Annotated in this window: 19 protein-coding genes; 5 read left to right on the top strand and 14 right to left on the bottom strand. The window is 60.1% G+C overall.

Going from position 1 to position 17,498, the window contains the following annotated elements; genetic code table 11:
• Positions 1-27 precede the first annotated feature (27 nt).
• Positions 28-948 carry a LysR family transcriptional regulator gene (locus ACYVIT_RS06125; protein ID WP_415808635.1) on the top strand — a complete coding sequence of 307 codons (921 nt, stop codon included), beginning with the start codon at positions 28-30 and terminating at the stop codon, positions 946-948.
• 12 nt (positions 949-960) lie between these two features.
• Here the strand turns inward: ACYVIT_RS06125 and lptF are convergent, their stop codons facing one another.
• Positions 961-2,058: an LPS export ABC transporter permease LptF gene (gene lptF / locus ACYVIT_RS06120; protein WP_415808636.1), complete on the bottom strand. Its 1,098-nt coding sequence runs from the start codon at positions 2,056-2,058 to the stop codon at positions 961-963.
• Between the two features lie 54 nt (positions 2,059-2,112).
• On the opposite strand from lptF, the gene ACYVIT_RS06115 reads away from it, so the two are divergent.
• From ACYVIT_RS06115 to ACYVIT_RS06100, 4 genes are all read left to right on the top strand, one after another.
• Positions 2,113-3,609 (top strand): leucyl aminopeptidase, encoded by a 1,497-nt coding sequence (locus tag ACYVIT_RS06115; RefSeq protein ID WP_415808637.1) that lies wholly within the window; start codon positions 2,113-2,115, stop codon positions 3,607-3,609.
• A 128-nt stretch (positions 3,610-3,737) separates the two neighbouring features.
• On the top strand, positions 3,738-4,181 hold the full coding sequence (locus ACYVIT_RS06110; RefSeq protein ID WP_415808638.1) for a DNA polymerase III subunit chi: 444 nt from the start codon (positions 3,738-3,740) through the stop codon (positions 4,179-4,181).
• A gap of 20 nt (positions 4,182-4,201) precedes the next feature.
• On the top strand, positions 4,202-4,771 hold the full coding sequence (locus ACYVIT_RS06105) for a hypothetical protein (protein WP_415808639.1): 570 nt from the start codon (positions 4,202-4,204) through the stop codon (positions 4,769-4,771).
• Positions 4,772-5,009: 238 nt separating this feature from the next.
• Positions 5,010-5,720, top strand: coding sequence for a Bax inhibitor-1/YccA family protein (locus tag ACYVIT_RS06100; RefSeq protein WP_415808640.1), 711 nt, complete (start codon positions 5,010-5,012; stop codon positions 5,718-5,720).
• Between the two features lie 76 nt (positions 5,721-5,796).
• On the opposite strand, the gene ACYVIT_RS06095 is transcribed toward ACYVIT_RS06100, so the two are convergent.
• The 13 genes from ACYVIT_RS06095 to ACYVIT_RS06035 form a co-directional block, all read right to left on the bottom strand.
• On the bottom strand, positions 5,797-7,029 hold the full coding sequence (locus ACYVIT_RS06095; protein WP_415808641.1) for a VWA domain-containing protein: 1,233 nt from the start codon (positions 7,027-7,029) through the stop codon (positions 5,797-5,799).
• A 151-nt stretch (positions 7,030-7,180) separates the two neighbouring features.
• Positions 7,181-7,417 carry a hypothetical protein gene (locus ACYVIT_RS06090; protein ID WP_415808642.1) on the bottom strand — a complete coding sequence of 79 codons (237 nt, stop codon included), beginning with the start codon at positions 7,415-7,417 and terminating at the stop codon, positions 7,181-7,183.
• Between the two features lie 105 nt (positions 7,418-7,522).
• Complete coding sequence (locus ACYVIT_RS06085; RefSeq protein ID WP_415808643.1) at positions 7,523-8,131, bottom strand: flavodoxin family protein; 609 nt, start codon at positions 8,129-8,131, stop codon at positions 7,523-7,525.
• Positions 8,132-8,262: 131 nt separating this feature from the next.
• A complete protein-coding gene (gene recO / locus ACYVIT_RS06080) occupies positions 8,263-8,850 on the bottom strand; it encodes a DNA repair protein RecO (RefSeq protein WP_094820240.1) in 588 nt (195 codons plus the stop codon).
• Complete coding sequence (gene era, locus ACYVIT_RS06075) at positions 8,843-9,733, bottom strand: GTPase Era (protein ID WP_094820239.1); 891 nt, start codon at positions 9,731-9,733, stop codon at positions 8,843-8,845. The genes recO and era overlap by 8 nt, the downstream gene beginning before the upstream one ends.
• Positions 9,730-10,491, bottom strand: coding sequence for a ribonuclease III (gene rnc, locus ACYVIT_RS06070; RefSeq protein ID WP_415808644.1), 762 nt, complete (start codon positions 10,489-10,491; stop codon positions 9,730-9,732). The genes era and rnc overlap by 4 nt, the downstream gene beginning before the upstream one ends.
• 1 nt (position 10,492) lies before the next feature.
• Positions 10,493-11,377: a signal peptidase I gene (gene lepB / locus ACYVIT_RS06065; protein WP_415808645.1), complete on the bottom strand. Its 885-nt coding sequence runs from the start codon at positions 11,375-11,377 to the stop codon at positions 10,493-10,495.
• A gap of 21 nt (positions 11,378-11,398) precedes the next feature.
• Positions 11,399-13,192 carry a translation elongation factor 4 gene (gene lepA / locus ACYVIT_RS06060; protein ID WP_415808646.1) on the bottom strand — a complete coding sequence of 598 codons (1,794 nt, stop codon included), beginning with the start codon at positions 13,190-13,192 and terminating at the stop codon, positions 11,399-11,401.
• A 273-nt stretch (positions 13,193-13,465) separates the two neighbouring features.
• Positions 13,466-14,950 carry a DegQ family serine endoprotease gene (locus ACYVIT_RS06055; RefSeq protein ID WP_415808647.1) on the bottom strand — a complete coding sequence of 495 codons (1,485 nt, stop codon included), beginning with the start codon at positions 14,948-14,950 and terminating at the stop codon, positions 13,466-13,468.
• A 44-nt stretch (positions 14,951-14,994) separates the two neighbouring features.
• Positions 14,995-16,053 (bottom strand): MucB/RseB C-terminal domain-containing protein, encoded by a 1,059-nt coding sequence (locus ACYVIT_RS06050; protein ID WP_415808648.1) that lies wholly within the window; start codon positions 16,051-16,053, stop codon positions 14,995-14,997.
• Positions 16,050-16,550 (bottom strand): sigma-E factor negative regulatory protein, encoded by a 501-nt coding sequence (locus tag ACYVIT_RS06045; protein ID WP_415808649.1) that lies wholly within the window; start codon positions 16,548-16,550, stop codon positions 16,050-16,052. Before ACYVIT_RS06045 ends, ACYVIT_RS06050 begins: the two co-directional genes overlap by 4 nt.
• Positions 16,551-16,562: 12 nt before the next feature.
• The gene (rpoE, locus tag ACYVIT_RS06040) at positions 16,563-17,162 is read right to left on the bottom strand and encodes an RNA polymerase sigma factor RpoE (RefSeq protein WP_415808650.1); all 600 of its coding nucleotides are present in this window, start codon (positions 17,160-17,162) and stop codon (positions 16,563-16,565) included.
• On the bottom strand, positions 17,159-17,497 hold the full coding sequence (locus ACYVIT_RS06035; protein WP_415808651.1) for a hypothetical protein: 339 nt from the start codon (positions 17,495-17,497) through the stop codon (positions 17,159-17,161). Before ACYVIT_RS06035 ends, rpoE begins: the two co-directional genes overlap by 4 nt.
• Between the last annotated feature and the right edge of the window lies 1 nt (position 17,498).

Genomic DNA, 17,498 nt, shown 5'->3' with positions numbered 1-17,498 from the left:
TGTGCATAGATACACAAGGAAGCCACCATGCTGGATTGGGACAGCCTGCGCTATTTTCTGGAGGTCGCCCGCACGCAGCGCGTCAGCGCCGCCGCACGTAAATTGGGCGTGGAGCACACGACGGTGTCGCGGCGCATACGCGCGCTGGAGGCTGAGCTCGATTCGCTGCTGTTCGAGAAATCGCGCAACACGGGGTTCCTGCTGACAGAAGATGGCCATCGGCTATTTGTCTACGCCGAGCAAATGGAAAGCGCAGTGCATACGGCGCGAGAAAATTTGTCGGGAATCGGACAAGCTCTGTCGGGCCATCTACGCATCGGGGCAACCGAAGGCTTCGGCAGTTATGTATTGACGCCACTGGCGGCCGACTTTCAGCGGCGCTATCCCCATATCACGCTGGATATCCTGCCGGTGCCGCGATTTGTCAGCCTGTCGAAACGCGAGGCGGATCTGGCCATCACCATCGAACGGCCGCAACGCGGACCCTATGTGTGCACCAAACTGTGCGACTACACGTTGCGGCTATATGGGACGCCTGGATATCTGGCCAATCATGCGCCGATCACACGCCGCACGGATCTGACCGAGCATACGTTCATCGGCTATGTGGATGAATTGCTGTTCAGCGAGCGGCTACGCTATCTGGAAGACCTGCTGCCCGAGAGCCGGGTCGTCTTGCGCAGCACTAGCGTGATTGCCCAATATCACGCCGCACTGCAAGGCCGATCGCTGGCCATTTTGCCCTGCTTTATCGCCGCCCAGGATCCACGGCTGGTGCCCGTGCTGGAAAATGACATCACCATCACGCGCAGCTTTTGGATGTACTGCCATGAAGATCTGCACAAACTCAAACGGATGGCGATTTTGTGGGATTTCATGCGCAAATCCGTAATGCGCAATGCCAAGCTGTTGGCGGGCAAACAAGGCGCCATGCGTTACCTGCCCTGAGGATTGGCAGCCTCACGCGCCTTTTGGCGCCTTGACCCGTAAACGCCGCATCAGCAGGTAGATCGCCAGTCCGGCGACGGCGGCGTGAATCACCCAAACCCCGACACCGAACGGCAATTTGCCGCTGCTGATCCAGGCTCGCGACAGGTTGATCATATTCATGTAGAGCAAGCCGACGAGACCCGCGATCAGCAGATCGCCCGAGCGGCCCAGGCGCGGATTCACTGCGCCCAACGGGATCGCCAACAGCGCCAGATTGAGGGCCGCGATGGGCAGGGAAATCCGCCACATGATCTGTGACCAGGAGCTATCCGTGTCATCAGCCACCAACTGCAACGTCGGGCGCGCCTTGCTCGAACGCTCCGCGGCAGCCCGCGCCTCGGCGATGGGATCGCCGGACTTGCTCTCCAGGCGAAAGCCATATCCCTCAAAGTCCACCAGGCGAATTTCGGGGGTCCCCGGTTTCAAGTCATAACGATGGCCTTTACCCAGGACCAGGAAACGATCGCCATTCGGCTCAGTCTCGATACGTGCGCTGCTTGCGGTCATGACGCTGTGCCATTCAGGGCCGGTTTCGCGGGCGAATACGGCGCCCAGTTCATCACTGGCGTGGGAGGGCTCTTCAGCAAAAAAGACGCGTTCTCCGCCGTTGGATTCAGCGAACTGGCCGGCCGCGACTTTCGACAGGTCCGAACGCTGTTCGAAGCGCTCGCGATATTCCGCAATCTGGCGATACGCCCAAGGAGAGGCACCTAGCGTCAGGACCGCGACAAGAATCGACACTGGTATTGCTACGCGCAAGACCGGACGCAGCCAATCCGCCAGTGACAACCCGCTGGCGAACCAGACCACCATTTCGGATTCGCGATAATTGCGGGTCACCGTCGTCAACACGGCGATGAACAGGGATACCGCCAATACGGTAGGCAGCGCAGTAATGGTGGAAAACGCGGCCAGCCCCAGGACGACATCCGCGCCAATAGTTCCGCCCGCGGCTTCGCCCAACAGGCGTACCAAGAGGACGCTAAGCCACACCACGACCAACGTGGAAAATACGACCCCAGCATGGCTGGTGATCTCAGCAACGACAGACCGTTTGAATAGAGACATGTGAGAATATGCGGGATAATCAACCGCACTGCACCACGCACACGGGAATCCTCCATGGAATTTAGCACACAGACCACCGCCTCTTTGCACCAAATCAAGACAGCCGCACTGGCGATAGGCGTCTATGCTGACGGCGAACTCAGTCCCGCCGCCGATGTCATCGACCGCGCGAGCAATCACGCCGTGCGTAATGTCGTAAAAACCGAGTTCCGTGGCCGTGCAGGCGCTACGCTGGTTCTGCGGGCCTTGCCCGGTGTCAGCGCGCAACGCGTCGTCCTGGTCGGCCTGGGCAAACAAAGCGAATACAACGCCCGCGCACATGCATCTGCAGAGCAAGGCTTTGCCGCGGCCTGCGTCGCTGCCCGCTTGACCGAGGGGGTCTCCACCCTGGCCGCCAACCCGGTCGCCGACGTCGATCTGCGCGCCCGCGCGCGTGCCGCGGCCATTGCGGCCGGCGCAGCAACGTATCACTATGACACCACGTTCGGCTCGCCTGATCGGGACAACCGTCCAAAATTGAAAAAAATCGTCCAGGTCGTCGAGCGCGCCGACGCCGCAACAGCCCAGCAAGGCCTGCGCGAAGGCGCCGCCATTGCCCACGGGATGGAATTGACCCGCACGCTGGGCAATCTGCCTGGTAACGTCTGCACACCAACGTACCTGGGCGACACCGCCAAGAAGCTGGCGCGCGAGTTCCAATCGCTCAAGGCCGAAGTCCTGGATCGCAAACAAGTCGAGGCACTGGGCATGGGATCGTTCCTGTCGGTTGCCCGTGGATCAGAGGAACCGCTGCGCTTCATCGTACTGCGCCACCAGATCAAGAACGCCAAGAAATCCAAATCCGGCCCGGTCGTGCTGGTCGGCAAGGGCATCACGTTCGACGCGGGCGGCATCTCGCTCAAGCCGGCGGCCACCATGGACGAAATGAAATACGACATGTGCGGCGCAGCCAGCGTGCTCGGAACGTTCCGCGCCCTGGCCGAACTGGAGCTGCCGGTCGAAGTCGTCGGCCTGATTCCCGCCTGCGAAAACCTGCCCAGCGGCAAAGCCAACAAGCCTGGCGACGTCGTGACCAGCATGTCCGGCCAGACCATCGAAATCCTGAACACCGATGCCGAAGGCCGTCTGGTGCTATGCGATGCCTTGACCTATGCCGAACGCTTCAAACCCTCGGCTGTCATCGATATCGCCACCTTGACCGGTGCCTGCGTCGTCGCCCTGGGCCACGTCAACACGGGGCTGTTCTCGCCTGACGACAGCCTGGCCGATGCGTTGTTGTCGGCGGGCAAACAGTCGCTCGATACGGCATGGCGCATGCCGATGGATGACGCCTACCAAGACCAGTTGAAATCGAACTTCGCCGATATGGCCAACATTGGCGGCCCACCGGCGGGTTCGGTCACGGCGGCGTGCTTCCTGTCACGCTTTACCAAGGCCTATCGCTGGGCGCACCTGGACATCGCCGGCACTGCATGGCGCAGCGGCAAGGACAAGGGAGCCACCGGCCGCCCCGTGCCCCTGCTGATGCAATACTTGCTGGATCAGGCCTGAGTTCGTTGCATGCTTATTAACGTTACCGCGCCAGGAAAAGCCGGCCATTTTCGGGACGGCTTCCTCCTCATGGAGGGGCAGCAGGGCCTTGCCCTGCCCTGGCGCAGACCTCAGAACTGCGTTCATTCATGACGCGCATCGATTTTGCATTTGGGGCCAACGACAGACTGCGTGCCGCCTGCCAGGTAGCGCGCAAGCGTTATCTGGCAGGCCAGCGGCTCGTGGTGTACTGCGCCAACGGGTCTCGCCTGTCCGCGTTCGATCGTTTGCTTTGGGCGTTTGACGATATTTCTTTTGTGCCACACGTGCTGGCGAGCGACCCCTTGGCAGCCAGCACACCGGTGGTTCTCACGGCAGCTCCGCCAGCCGCGCCCCTCTCGGAGGATGCCGAGGGGCCGTGGCTGATGAATCTCGATGATGATTGCCCGCCCGGTTACGAAGCATTTCCGCGGGTTCTGGAGATTGTGTCAGGAGAGCCCGACGACCGCCATGCAGCACGCCAGCGCTGGCGGACTTATCAGGCTGGCGGACACGATCTGCACGGCCACGATCTCGCCGGTCGTTTAGCATAAGGGCTGATTCAGGAGCCCTTATGCCCCACTATTCAGACCCTGGCATCCCTACGTTGACGCAGCGCGTCGAGCCGACCTTCGCTCCTGCGCAGCCGGACAAAAGCCGTGCCGAGCAAGATCACCACGATGATTTGCCGGTCTTGACCGATGTCACGGACTCGGCACCGGTCTCGGCCCCGTCCCGTACAACGCCGGCGGAACGGCAGGATGAGAACGAGCTGCCGGTCTTGACCGACATCGCCGACTCGACCCCCTCGCCTGCCGCATCCGGATCGCTCGCGTCCGAACAGCAGGATCGAGACGAGTTCCCCGTGTTGACCGACATCGCCAGCGACCAGGACGCAGGGTATTCCTCATCGGAGGCCGTCGCGGGCGCTGCGGGTGGCGCCGGCCTGCCGCAGGCAGCTTTCAGCACCACGGCAGGCGGCACAGATGCCAACACGGCGGTCCTCAGGGCGGCCCTGCAGGCCGAACTCGAACAAGCCCTGCAACAGGCGCTGGACGACGCCGCGGCCGGCGTGCGCGCCCGTCTGGAAGCGGAATTGCCCACGTTGATCACGCGTGCGCTCAGCAAAGTCCGGCCGGGTTGAGGCGAAAAGGTCTTGTGAGAAGACGAGCAGTATCCTGGCCTCGACCAAGAGCGTCCAAGTCAGGCCGAAGTGCACCGGATACTTACCCCTTGTTTCGTGCCATATGGCCCCCATATTGGGTTCAAGGCAAACCGGATACCGGCAAATCCTGCCCGCCAGTAGATTTTTCAGGGAACTGTAAGGTATCCTATACCTCTAATACGTTGGGCAACCCGTTTGCCGTACACAGGAGCCGTCCATGAACGATTACCGTCCTTCCCCTTTCAACCGCTCTGGCGCCTATGCTGGCGCGCCGGGCGAAGTCGTCCGCAATAAAGTCCTGCGCAACACCTATTGGCTGCTGGCGCTGTCGCTGATCCCCACCGTGCTGGGCGCGGCAGTCGGCCTGTATAGCGGCATCAACCAGGTCATGATGGCCAGCCCGGGCCTGTCGGCCATCATCTTTCTGGTCGGCGCGTTTGGCCTGATGTTCGCCATCGAAAAGAACAAGAACAGCTCGCTGGGCGTGGTCCTGCTGCTGGCCTTTACGTTCTTTATGGGTGTGATGCTGTCGCGCCTGCTGGGCTTTGTACTGGGCATGGGTAATGGCGCTCAGCTGGTCATGACCGCCTTTGGTGGTACGGCCGTGGTGTTCGGTACGATGGCAACGCTGGCCACCACCATCAAGCGTGACCTGTCCGGCATGCAGAAATGGCTGTTTACCGGCGCAGTGGTCATCCTGGTCGCCGCACTGGCCAACATCTTCCTGCAGATGCCGGCGCTGATGCTGACCATCTCGGTCCTGGCCATCGTGATTTTCTCGGCCTTCATGCTGGTGGACCTGCAGCGTGTGGTCAATGGTGGCGAGACCAACTATGTGTCGGCGACCTTGGCCATCTATCTGGACGTCTACAACGTCTTCTCGAACCTGTTGATGCTGTTGGGCATCTTTGGCGGTAATCGCGAATAAACCGTCCGCAGCTCGGCATCCTGAGGCCCGCCTTGTGCGGGCCTTTTTCATTGAGAGCCTTGCTATGGTCGATCAATCAATGGCGAGGAACCGGCGGCGGCGTGATCCCAGACCAGTGCGAATGATCGCCATAGGCCGCGTTGACGCGAGCTCTATCTGCATCGATACGCGCATTCATTTCCGCGAGTTCTGCCTTGGCCTGGTCACGAAACGCCCGCATGTCGGCGTGCAGGTCATCATGATGTATCTTCAATTCGTTATACGCGTCGCGGGCGGACTGAGCGTCGGTTTGCCCGTCCTCAATCATGCGGTGTGTCATGTCCAGAAATTGGGCCGACTCGCGACTGATGATATTGGAGACACAGGTGTTGGCGTGATTTGAGGCGTGTAGCGCTTGCTGTGTATTTTCGTCCTTCACCTGCAGGGCCGCTGTTTCGTAGGCAGTCTTTTTTTCCGGGTTGGTATATCTGACACGCAGGTGTTTTTCCAGTTCTCGCTGATTCGCGGCGTGAACAAATACGCCCCCGCCCGCGTGAGCGATCTGCTCGAGGGTGTGGCGATCCTTTTTGGGAACGTCAAAGCCGATGACGTTCACCACCGCTTTCACGTTGGAGTTACGCAGCGCCTGCGCAGCGGCGACTGGATCTCCATCACAGGTTTCCAGTCCATCTGACACGACAAAGACGGCCCTGTGCTCTTTTTTCTTATCCGTCTCTGATTTGAATGCAGCCCCTGCCTGGGTAATCGCGGCAGCTAACGGCGTCCAGCCTTTGGCTTGCAAGCCATCTAATGCCTTCTCGAGTTTCGGCTGACTCATGCGAGCCGGATCAGAAAGCACCTCAACTGCAGTGCATGACATCGCCTTGTCTCGTTCATCATTGCTACCGCGATGGCCAAACGCTAATAAACCCACTTCGGCATCGCTGGGGACGGTTTGCAGAAACGCCCGTGTAGCGGTTTTAACAGCGTCCAGTTTGCGTTTGCCCCCCGCGCGGCCTCGCATCGAACCCGAGGCATCAATGGCGATGACGGCCGTGCTCCAACGTTGCCCCAATGTCTGAGGCGCGTCCGGCAGGGGCGGCCCCGCATGGAGTCGATAGTCCGAATAGCAGGCATCGGCAGACTCGCCAAACTCGGAGAGAAAGTCCGTATATAGATCCTCTGCCGTCCAGAAGTCCCTTTTCGCCGCCAGTGTCGGGACATCGGCGCTCATGACGGTGATAGGCAACAGCCACGCGCAACCCACGGCCAACCCTAGCCATCGGCGTGTCGCCAAGCGGGTTTTATACGTCAATGCTGCGCCGTCCAAGATTCGCCTCCATCAAAGGAGGCGATGCTCATCGCCCCCAGATTCCGGGGCCAACGATACCACCGGCGCCAGCACCATAGCGTCGAAAAACCTTGGCAAAGCCGTTACAAGCGCTACGGCCTATAACTGCTGTAAGCGCTACGAGCGTCTTTTAACCTGCACGATCTTTAAACTCGGGCGCACCCATTGCCTCGGCACAGTGCGCGCAACAATACATTTTTCCCTCTTTTTCAAGCCCGTGCCCAATGATTCGAACGCCACAATGTTCGCAGGTGGGGGCCAGCGTTTTAATGGCGCATTCAAAGCTATCGAACGTATATGACTTTCCCTGGATAGCTATTTCAAAAGATTTGTCATATTCATTTCCACACGAATCACACTTCGCCATGTCGGCCTCCTCGATCAAGTCGTCTTGAATGACTCGCCCGGACTGGCCACCTACACCACGTCCCGACGCCCCCGGGGACCCGCAAGTTTCAAGCCTGGCCGCTCCTTAGCGGGGCGGATAAGGCGAGGCACGCAAGACGTTCGCCAGGTGTGCGCAATTAAGCGCCAGCTCCACTGTCGTCTGAGCTGTCTTTTGTGGCGTGACAGGCAGGTCGTCAAAATTCGTTTTTTGCATGGCTTCTCCGACCCAATAGGTCACTGCGCTGGCCGGCAATGTGAAACCCACATCATTCAGGGCCTGAAACAATTCAGCACTGACATGGTGTGCGCCATCCTCATTACCGACTACCACGACCCCGGCTACCCGGCCGTAAGTCACCATACGGCCGGCGTCATCCAACTCGCCTAGAAACGCGTCCATACGCTCGAGAATACGCTGGCATATGCTGGAAGGATGGCCCAGCCAAATCGGTGTTCCCAATATCAGGATGTCGGCCGCGAGAATGCGGCGCCGCAGATCCGGCCATTGGTCGCCAGCACCTTCATCCGACGTCACGCCGGGTGAAATGGCCAAGTCGACCGCACGTACTACATCATCACATTGAACACCTTGCTTGCGAAGCGCCTCTGCGACTTGGCTGAGCAGCTTGTCACACGATGAGGCGGCAGGAGATTTTTTGAGTGTGCAATTAATGGCAATCGCTGAAAGAGCCATGACGCGTCCTCCGTAGGCAGACGCTGGAATTGCGCAAGTCCCATGCCTGCCGCAGGATGCAAGGCCCCCGGGCTGTGCGTATCGGCTCGATCTGCCCACCCCGTTTTACGAATCGCTGACAAGCGCGATGATTACAACCGCTGCAAATCCAGTAATACGCGGCGCGTAGACAATGGACGGCCTACTAAATTGGCGGCCAACCGTTCACGGAGATCTCGCCGTAATGCAGGCTCAATCGCCGGATCATCGAAATCCGGGGCGGCCTCATCAATGCCATAGCCGGTTTCACTAAGCAACGTCCATTCAAAGCGCCGCAACGCACCGGCTGCCCGCGTCCCGCCCGCCAATTGCTGCAATGCCGTGTCGTAGGCGTCGAACAAGGCAGGATGCGCATCCTCACGCGGCAGCAAGCGCAACAGCAGCTCGTTCATGTACCAGGCGGACATGAGTGCCGTGCCTTTCAACGGCCGCAAGCCGACGACCTCGGCACGAGTCAGGGTTTTGACTTCGCCCGCTCCGCTCCACGACAACAACAGGGGTTGAAACGCGGACAACACCGGCCGTAGCACCGAATACGGCCGCTTTGCCCCCTTGGCGACCAGGGCTACACAGCCGTGATCGCGGGAGAAACTCTGGACGATAAGAGAGGTTTCGCGCCACGGCGTGGCGTGAAGCATAAAGGCAGGACAATCCTGGACGCGATGCGCCCTTTTACTCATAGCCTAAATCGCGCAACGCACTTTCGCGGTCAGACCAGCCCTTGCGCACCTTGATATAGACCTCCAGATGCACGGGCTTGTCCACCAGCTTGGCGATGTCTTGGCGCGCCTCGGTCGCGATGCGCTTCATGTGTTCACCGCCGGCGCCCAGCAAGATAGGCCGATGGCTCTCGCGTTCGACCACCACGCAGGCCGCCACACGTAGCGCCTGATCGTTTTCTTCCCATTGCTCGATGACGACGGTGCACGCGTAGGGTAACTCGTCGCCGACCAGACGAAAGATCTTTTCGCGGAGCAATTCGGCCGCGATGAACCGCACGGGCCGATCGGTGAGCGTGTCTTCCTCGAACATGGGCTCGCCCTCAGGCAAGCGCGTCGCAATTTCCTGCAGCAATTGATCGAGTTGCTGAGACTTGAGCGCGCTGACCGGCACCACCGCATCATAGGGATGCAGGGCCACGATCTTGGAGACAAAGGCGAACAGGTCATCGCGCCGTTTGATCGCATCGATCTTGCTCACGACCAGAATGGTGCGCTTGGCATCGGGCAACAGTGGCAGCAGCTTGGCGTCGCCGTCGGTCCATTTGCCGGCCTCGACGACATGCACCACGACGTCCACGTCGGCCAGTGCCTGCGTCACGACGCGATTCATCATGCGGTTCATCGCTCCGCCATGGCGCGTCTGAAAGCCGGGAGTATCGACAAAAACGAATTGCTCATGCTCTCGCGTGAGCACGCCGTGAATACGGTGACGCGTCGTCTGCGCCTTGCGCGAGACGATGGAGATTTTCGAGCCGATCAAGGCATTGGTCAGGGTGGACTTGCCCACGTTGGGACGGCCCACCACGGCCACGAAACCGGTTCGGAAAGGGGTATCGCTCATTTGACCTCTTGAGACACTGCCACGGGCAGTGACAATTGCGCTGTTTTACGGGCTTTGCCCGATTTACGGGCCGGACGTCCTGGCGGACTCGCGACCTGGGCGGCCTCCAGGGCCAGCTTGGCGGCGGATTGCTCGGCGGCACGGCGGCTGGCGCCGGGGGCTACGATTTTGATTTCCAGGGCCGGGATGGAACACTCGACCTCGAATTGCTGGCTGTGCGCCGCACCGTGCGTCGCGACAACCGTATAAAGCGGCAGGGCCAGTTTCCGGCCCTGCAGGAACTCTTGCAGCAAGGTTTTGGCGTCTTTGCCCAGGGTTTTGGGGTCTACGCTGGCCAACACCGGCTGATATTGCCGCGCAATGACCTTGCGAGCCACCTCAAAACCACCGTCCAGAAAGGCCGCGCCAAAAATGGCCTCGACCGCGTCAGCCAGAATGGACGGACGGCGAAAGCCGCCGCTTTTGAGCTCGCCCTCGCCCAGGCGCAGATGCTGGGAAAGCTCGAGACGCTGGCCGATTTCGGCCAACGACGCTTGTTTGACCAAATTGGCGCGCAAGCGGGACAAATCGCCCTCGTCCAGCTTGGGGAACCGCTCGAACAGCAACGCTGCCACGACAAAGTTCAACACCGAATCCCCGAGAAACTCCAGGCGCTCGTTGTGACGTGCGCTATGGCTGCGATGCGTCAGCGCCTGCTCAAGCAGGCTCGCATCGCTGAAGCGATGATCGAGGCGGGTTTCCAGCGTGGCGAGAGACATGTCAGTGAAAGCTGCCGATGCGGCCTAAGTCGCTGAAGTTCATCCAGATAAAGAATGCCTTTCCGACGATATTGGCATCCGGGACAAACCCCCAGTAACGGCTATCGGCGCTGTTATCCCGGTTGTCGCCCATGGCGAAATATTGTCCTTCCGGCACCTTGCAGCGTACTCCATTACGGGCATACTGGCAGTTGCCCATGTTGGGAAACTGCCAAATTGGGCCGTACATCTGTGTTTTACCCTCATCTAGCAGGATTTGGTGTTCAACATCGCCCAATTTTTCCTTGTATTGGGCAATATACGACACCCGATCCGGCTCGAAATACTCGCCATCCTGGACATGGGGCACCAGCTGGCCATTGACGTAGAGTTTTTTGTCCAGATAGGCGACCTCGTCACCCGGCAAGCCGACAATACGCTTGATGTAGTCCACGCTGGGGTCTACGGGATAGCGGAAAACGACCACATCGCCGCGCTGAGGCGAGCCGGTATCGACGACTTTTTTGTCAACGATAGGCAGACGCACGCCGTAGCTGAATTTGTTCACCAGGATCAGATCGCCCGATTGCAGTGTGGGCAGCATGGACCCCGACGGAATGCGAAATGGTTCGACCACAAAAGAGCGCAGTACGAACACGAACAAAATGACGGGAAAGAAGCTGACGGCATACTCGATCCACCACGGCACACGGGTCGCGGACTCAAGCGCGGCCTGGCGCATGCGAGTGGCCTCCTGGGGATCCGTCACATAGCTGGTATCGACGGCGTCGGCGGCCTCCCGGCCGCGTTGCGCGCGCTTGCGACGCAGCATCGACACGTCCAGCGCCCAAACAATACCGGTCACCACCAACAGCACAAAAAGTATCAGTGCAAAATTCCAACTCATAGGGTTGCCGCCTTTTTCTTACTACTTGTCTTCGACCTGCAAAATAGCCAGGAACGCCTCTTGGGGGATTTCCACGCTACCCACTTGTTTCATGCGCTTTTTGCCCGCTTTCTGCTTTTCAAGCAGTTTTTTCTTGCGGGTGATGTCGCCGCCGTAGCACTTGGCCAGCACGTTCTTGCGCAAGGCCTTGACGTTTTCGCGCGCGATCACCTCGGCACCAATGGCCGCCTGAATCGCGACATCGAACATCTGGCGAGGAATCAGGCCACGCATCCGCGTCACCACGTCACGCGCACGATAGCGGGCATTGGCCCGGTGCACGATCATGGCCAGGGCGTCCACACGATCGCCGTTGATGAGCAGATCGACCTTGACCACGTCTGCCGAGCGGTATTCGAGGAACTCATAGTCCATCGACGCATAGCCGCGCGACACGGATTTCAGTTTGTCGAAGAAATCGAGCACGATTTCAGCCAAGGGGATCTCGTACGTCAGATGGACCTGGCGGCCGTGGTAACTCATGTTGATCTGCGCACCGCGCTTTTGATTGCACAGCGTCATGACCGGCCCCACGTATTCCTGGGGCATGAATAGCGTCACCTTGACGATGGGCTCGCGTATATCGACGATATGTCCGACTTCCGGCATGCGCGCCGGGCTGTCGATCACGGCCAGAGTGCCATCGCGTTGCTCGACCTCGTACACCACCGACGGCGCGGTGGTGATGATGTCCATATCGAACTCGCGCTCCAGGCGCTCTTGCACGATCTCCATGTGCAGCAGGCCCAAAAAGCCGCAGCGGAAACCAAAGCCCAGCGCCTGAGAGACCTCGGGTTCGAACATCAGCGCGGCATCGTTGAGCTTGAGCTTTTCGAGCGAGTCGCGCAGTTGGTCATATTCAGAGCTTTCGACCGGATACAAGCCAGCAAACACCTGCGGCTTGACCTCTTTGAAGCCGGGCAGCGGTGTGGGCGCGGGCTTGCCGGCGAGCGTAATGGTATCGCCGACTTTGGCGTTGGCGAGCTCTTTGATGCCCGCGATGATAAAGCCCACCTCGCCTGCCGATAGCCTGGTGCGGGGTTGGGACTTTGGGGTAAACACCCCTAATTGCTCACACAAATGCGTGGCGCCGGACGCCATCAGCAGGATTTTGTCCTTGGGATTGAGCGTACCGTTGACGATACGCACCAGCATCACAACGCCTACGTAGTTGTCGAACCAGGAGTCGATGATCAGCGCCTGCAGCGGTGCGTCCGGATCGCCGACAGGAGGCGGCACACGCGACACGACAGTCTCGAGAATCTCGTCGATCCCCATCCCGGTCTTGGCGCTGGCCAATACGGCCTGACTGGCATCGATGCCAATCACATCCTCGACTTCTTGGCGGGCGGCATCGGGATCGGCTTGTGGCAGATCCATCTTGTTGAGTACGGGCAACACTTCGACGCCCAGTTCGATCGCGGTATAGCAGTTGGCGACCGTTTGTGCCTCAACGCCCTGCGAAGCATCAACGACCAGCAATGCGCCCTCGCAGGCTGACAGCGAGCGGCTGACTTCGTATGAAAAATCGACGTGGCCCGGAGTGTCGATCAGGTTCAGATTGTAGACCTTGCCGTCCTGGGCATGGTATTCCAGCGCAGCGGTCTGGGCTTTGATGGTGATGCCCCGCTCGCGTTCGATGTCCATCGAATCCAGCACCTGAGCGGACATCTCGCGCGCTGCCAGCCCGCCGCAACGTTGGATCAGGCGGTCGGCCAAGGTCGATTTGCCGTGATCGATGTGGGCGATGATGGAAAAATTGCGAATATGCTGCATAGAGTGGATTTATTAGGGACAAAACGCACGCAAACCCGGTGCGCGACAGAGACACAAACGCAAGCCATACAAGACTGCGGTCACCATACCGAGCCCCGATGTCACTCGGGTCACGAGAAAAGAACCAGCCAAAAACGAGGGGGCGCATCGCGCCCCCTGCTGTGCCGCCTGGCCGCTCCCGAGGTATGTGCCGCCCCTATGGGAGCAACAAACCTCGGATACGGCGTGGCAGCCACTTTTGTGGCAACCAGCCATTTTAGCCGGTCTTGGCGCTTATTTGGACGGCTCGACCGCCACCCACTGCGCTTGGTCACCACGACGGACCAATAAACCTGCCGCTTTGCCCTTGGGCAGCTTGCTGACCAGACTGTTGAACTGGCTCGCATCCGTCACGTCGGTGTTATTGACCGCCAGGACGATATCGCCGGGCTGCAGGCCGGCAGCGTCCGCCGCGCCGGTGGCTGTACGCACTTGAACGCCGCCCTTGATGCCCAGTTTGCGCTGAACATCATTGGGAACATTCACCACGCCCAATCCCAGGGCATTGCCGGCCGGCTGGGCCTCTTCCTGAGGGGTCTCCTCGGAATCATCGGCCTTGGCAGTAAGCTCGCCCACTTTGACCGACAGCGTCACGGTTTTGCCACGGCGCCAGACTTCCATGTCGGCACGGGTGCCCGGCTTGGTCTCCCCGACGATACGAGGCAAATCGGACCAGCGTTTGATGGTCTCGCCGTTGAATGACGTAATCACGTCACCCGCCTTGACGCCGGCATCTCCAGCGGGGCCGTCAGTCTCGACATTGCTGACCAGCGCGCCTTCGGCCTTGGGCAGACCAATGGCACTGGCAACGTCCTTGCCGACCTCACCGATCTGCACGCCGATACGGCCACGAGTCACCTTGCCGCTGGCACGCAGCTGGTCGGCCACGCGCATGGCTTCGTCAATCGGAATGGCCAGGGAAATACCCATGAAACCGCCGCTACGCGAGACGATCTGCGAGTTGATCCCGACGACCTCGCCTTTCAGGTTGATCAGCGGGCCGCCCGAGTTGCCGGGGTTGACCGCCACATCGGTCTGAATGAAGGGGAGGTATTCACCTGTATCGCGGCTCATGGCGCTGACGATACCCGCCGTTGCAGTGGAATCCAGCCCAAACGGCGAGCCGATTGCCAGTACCCATTGGCCCTTTTTGAGCTGTTTGGGGTCGCCGATCGCCAGGGGAGTCATATCCTTGGCATCGATCTTGATCAGCGCCACATCGGTGCGCTCGTCCGTCCCGATGACCTTGGCCTTGAACTCGCGCCCATCGGTCAGCGTGACATAGATATCAGCCGCGTCGCTGACAACGTGATTGTTGGTCAGGATGTAGCCATCAGCCGAGATAAAGAATCCTGAACCGACACCACGGGGGACTTTGCGCTCCTCGGGGGCCTGACGGGGCGTAGGATGCGGTTGCTGCGGGACGCCGGGGCCTTGGAAATCCGGACCGAAGAACCAGCGGAATAATTCGTAGGGGTCACCGCTGCCGCCTGGCGAACGCACCGGCACGTTGGCCGTCGTGCGGATATTGACCACAGCAGGATCGGCTTTGGCAATGACGTCGCTGAAATCAGGCAGCACTACCGCGGGACTGGCCGCAGCCGGTGCTTGCGTCTGTGCTTGTGCAACAGGCCCGTAGGCGCCGGCCAGCAAGACGGCTGACATGACTGCAGGGGCAAAGCGCCGGATAAAAGGTTTCGACACTGAAAGTGATTCCATGAGAGAACTCCGAAAACTCCCCATACCTTTTGCAGGCTTTATTGTTATTGAGAAGATACAGGCACGTATTCAGTAGAGGTGGCAAGCTGCTCCAGCGTCTCGGCGGGGACCTCGCCCAGCGCCGTCAGCCAGAAATCAGCGATGCGCGTGCTATAGATATTGATCGCACCGCGCCGCACCGCCCCGTTGGACATGGGATGGTCGCGTTGATCATCATAGGGTTCGATAAAGACAGAAATGGCGGCCAGCCCATCAGACAGCACGAGCTGGCTGACATTGCTGCGCCCCATCGAACGCACTACCTGCATGACCGAGACGAACCCGGCCGGGGCAGGAATACGCCATCCCTGAGCCGCCAGATCGATGGTCTCGATCTTGGGCTGCAAGATCTTCCAGTCTCGCGTGTTCCACGGCGACGTCAACTCATTCGCATCGACCTTGTCGCCCAAGCGGATGGAACTGAACGATACCTGCTCGACGACGCTGTGATCGCTGTCCACCGTCTGCGCGCGGAGCAGCAAATTAGTGGCCACATCTGCGCACAACCGATAGCCATAGCGCTGCCCGTCGCGCGGCTGAATCGTGATGATCCGGCATTGGCGGTCCGCGACACGGTGCAGCTTGTCTTGCACCCGAATGTCGTAATGTTGCGCCAAATCTGTCGGATTACCCAGCAGCAAGCCCGGGAAGCGGTCACCGCGACGCGGCTCCATCAACACAGTCTTGCGCTCGGGAATGAGGCATTGAATTTCGTCGTTGTGGCGCAAGTATTCGCGAGGCTGGCCATCCAGGATTTCCAGACGCTCACGCTCGCCTGTGCCATCAATTACATGAACGAGCCGGGACGACTGAATGGCCTCGCCCTGCTGGTACATGAATACGCCCGCATAGTCCTGCTTGCGCGCAGCCTGCTGAATATCGTAGAGCAGTTGTACTGCCGAGTCCGGTGCCGCAGCCTCGGCAGCCCGGGCGGCGTCATGCAAAGAGGAAAACGCGACCAGGAAAACCGCAGTCAACGCCCACCCTGCCCCTTGTATCGGCCGGCGGATCAAGCCGGCACGATGCCATGCGGGACGACAGAAATGTTGTAACTGTGCGATCAACGTCCGGCTCCGGCATCAAACGACACCTGGCGTACCGCACTGGGCCCCGCCATCTGGCGATGAGCCTCGAGGTAGTCACGTAGCGCCGGAGTTTCGTTGATGGACGCATCCGCCAACGTACGGGTATCGGCCGGGCGGCTATTGCCGCCCATGATGTAAGGCTGGGCTACCCACGCCACGGTAGCAACGGCGGCGGCAACGGCCAGGCTGGAGAGCCCGAAACGTAACGGAGAACGACGTCGCTGCGGCGCAACAATCGGCAGCTCGGCATCGAGCGCACGAGACAGACGCGCGTGAAAATTCGCACTGGGGCTGACAGCCAGATCGGCGTTGCGCAGAGCATCGCCTATCAGGTGATAGGTATCCCAGGTTCGACGGCCTTGCTCAGTGGAAAGGTCGGGAAAATTGAAATCGGATGGCTCACCGTCCATCCAGGCCGACACCGACTCCTCGAGGGAAACTTCGGTCTCTACCACTGATTTTGCTGTTGACTGCATGACTGCCGCTCCTTACCAACGACGCTCGGCATCGGTGTCCAGCAATGGACGCAACCGGGTGGCGATGGCTTCGCGCGCACGAAATATGCGCGAACGTACCGTGCCAATGGGGCAGTCCATGCTTTGGGCGATGTCTTCGTAACTCATACCTTCGATTTCACGCAGCACGATAGCGGTCCGGAGCTCTTCGGGCAATTCCTCGATGACGGCGTTCACTGTCTCGGCGATTTCCCGGCTAGCCACCATGGATTCCGGTGTGCTGATATCGGTTAGGTTGTCTGTTTCGTTAAAAGTTTCACCGTCTTCGGTTTCAATTGCATTTGGCGCGCTGGGACGACGCCCGGCAGAGGCCAGCCAATTGCGGGCCGTATTGACGGCAATGCGGTAAAGCCAGGTATAAAAGGCGCTCTCGCCGCGAAATTGGGGCAGCGCCCGGTAGGCCTTGATAAAGGCCTCTTGAGCGACATCCTCGATTTCGGCGGGATCGCGGATCATGCGGCCCAATAGCCGCAGGATTTTGCGCTGGTACTTGAGCACCAGCAGGTCAAAGGCTTTCTTGTCGCCCCGTTGTACGCGGGCGACTAATTCGGCGTCGACATCGCGCTCGCTCATGACGCCCCCTGCACAGGTGATGCTTGCAGGCGCTGAGCGGCCCCAGCCAGCAGGCAAACCCGACGCCAGACTGCTGCGGGAACGCCCGGTTGCCAAATGGAGACGCGATAGAGGGTACGAGGGCCCGCAGCAGACGCATCGGCCTGCAGGCGCAGGCTCAGCCAGCACGGGCCGCGCTGGCTATCTTGCAAGACGGCGTGAACCCAGTGCCGCCCCTGGCGGATCTGCCAGCGACGGCTGCCCGCAACCGCGCGGATCGCGCGCACGGCCGCGTGACGCGTCGCGCGCACCGGAACGCACAGCGTCCGCAGGCCGGGTTCCCAGAGGACGGTCAAA

It is taken from the genome of Bordetella muralis (assembly GCF_054781015.1).
The sequence above is the reverse complement of the archived record's forward strand: the minus strand, read 5'-3'. Positions and strand labels throughout refer to the sequence as shown.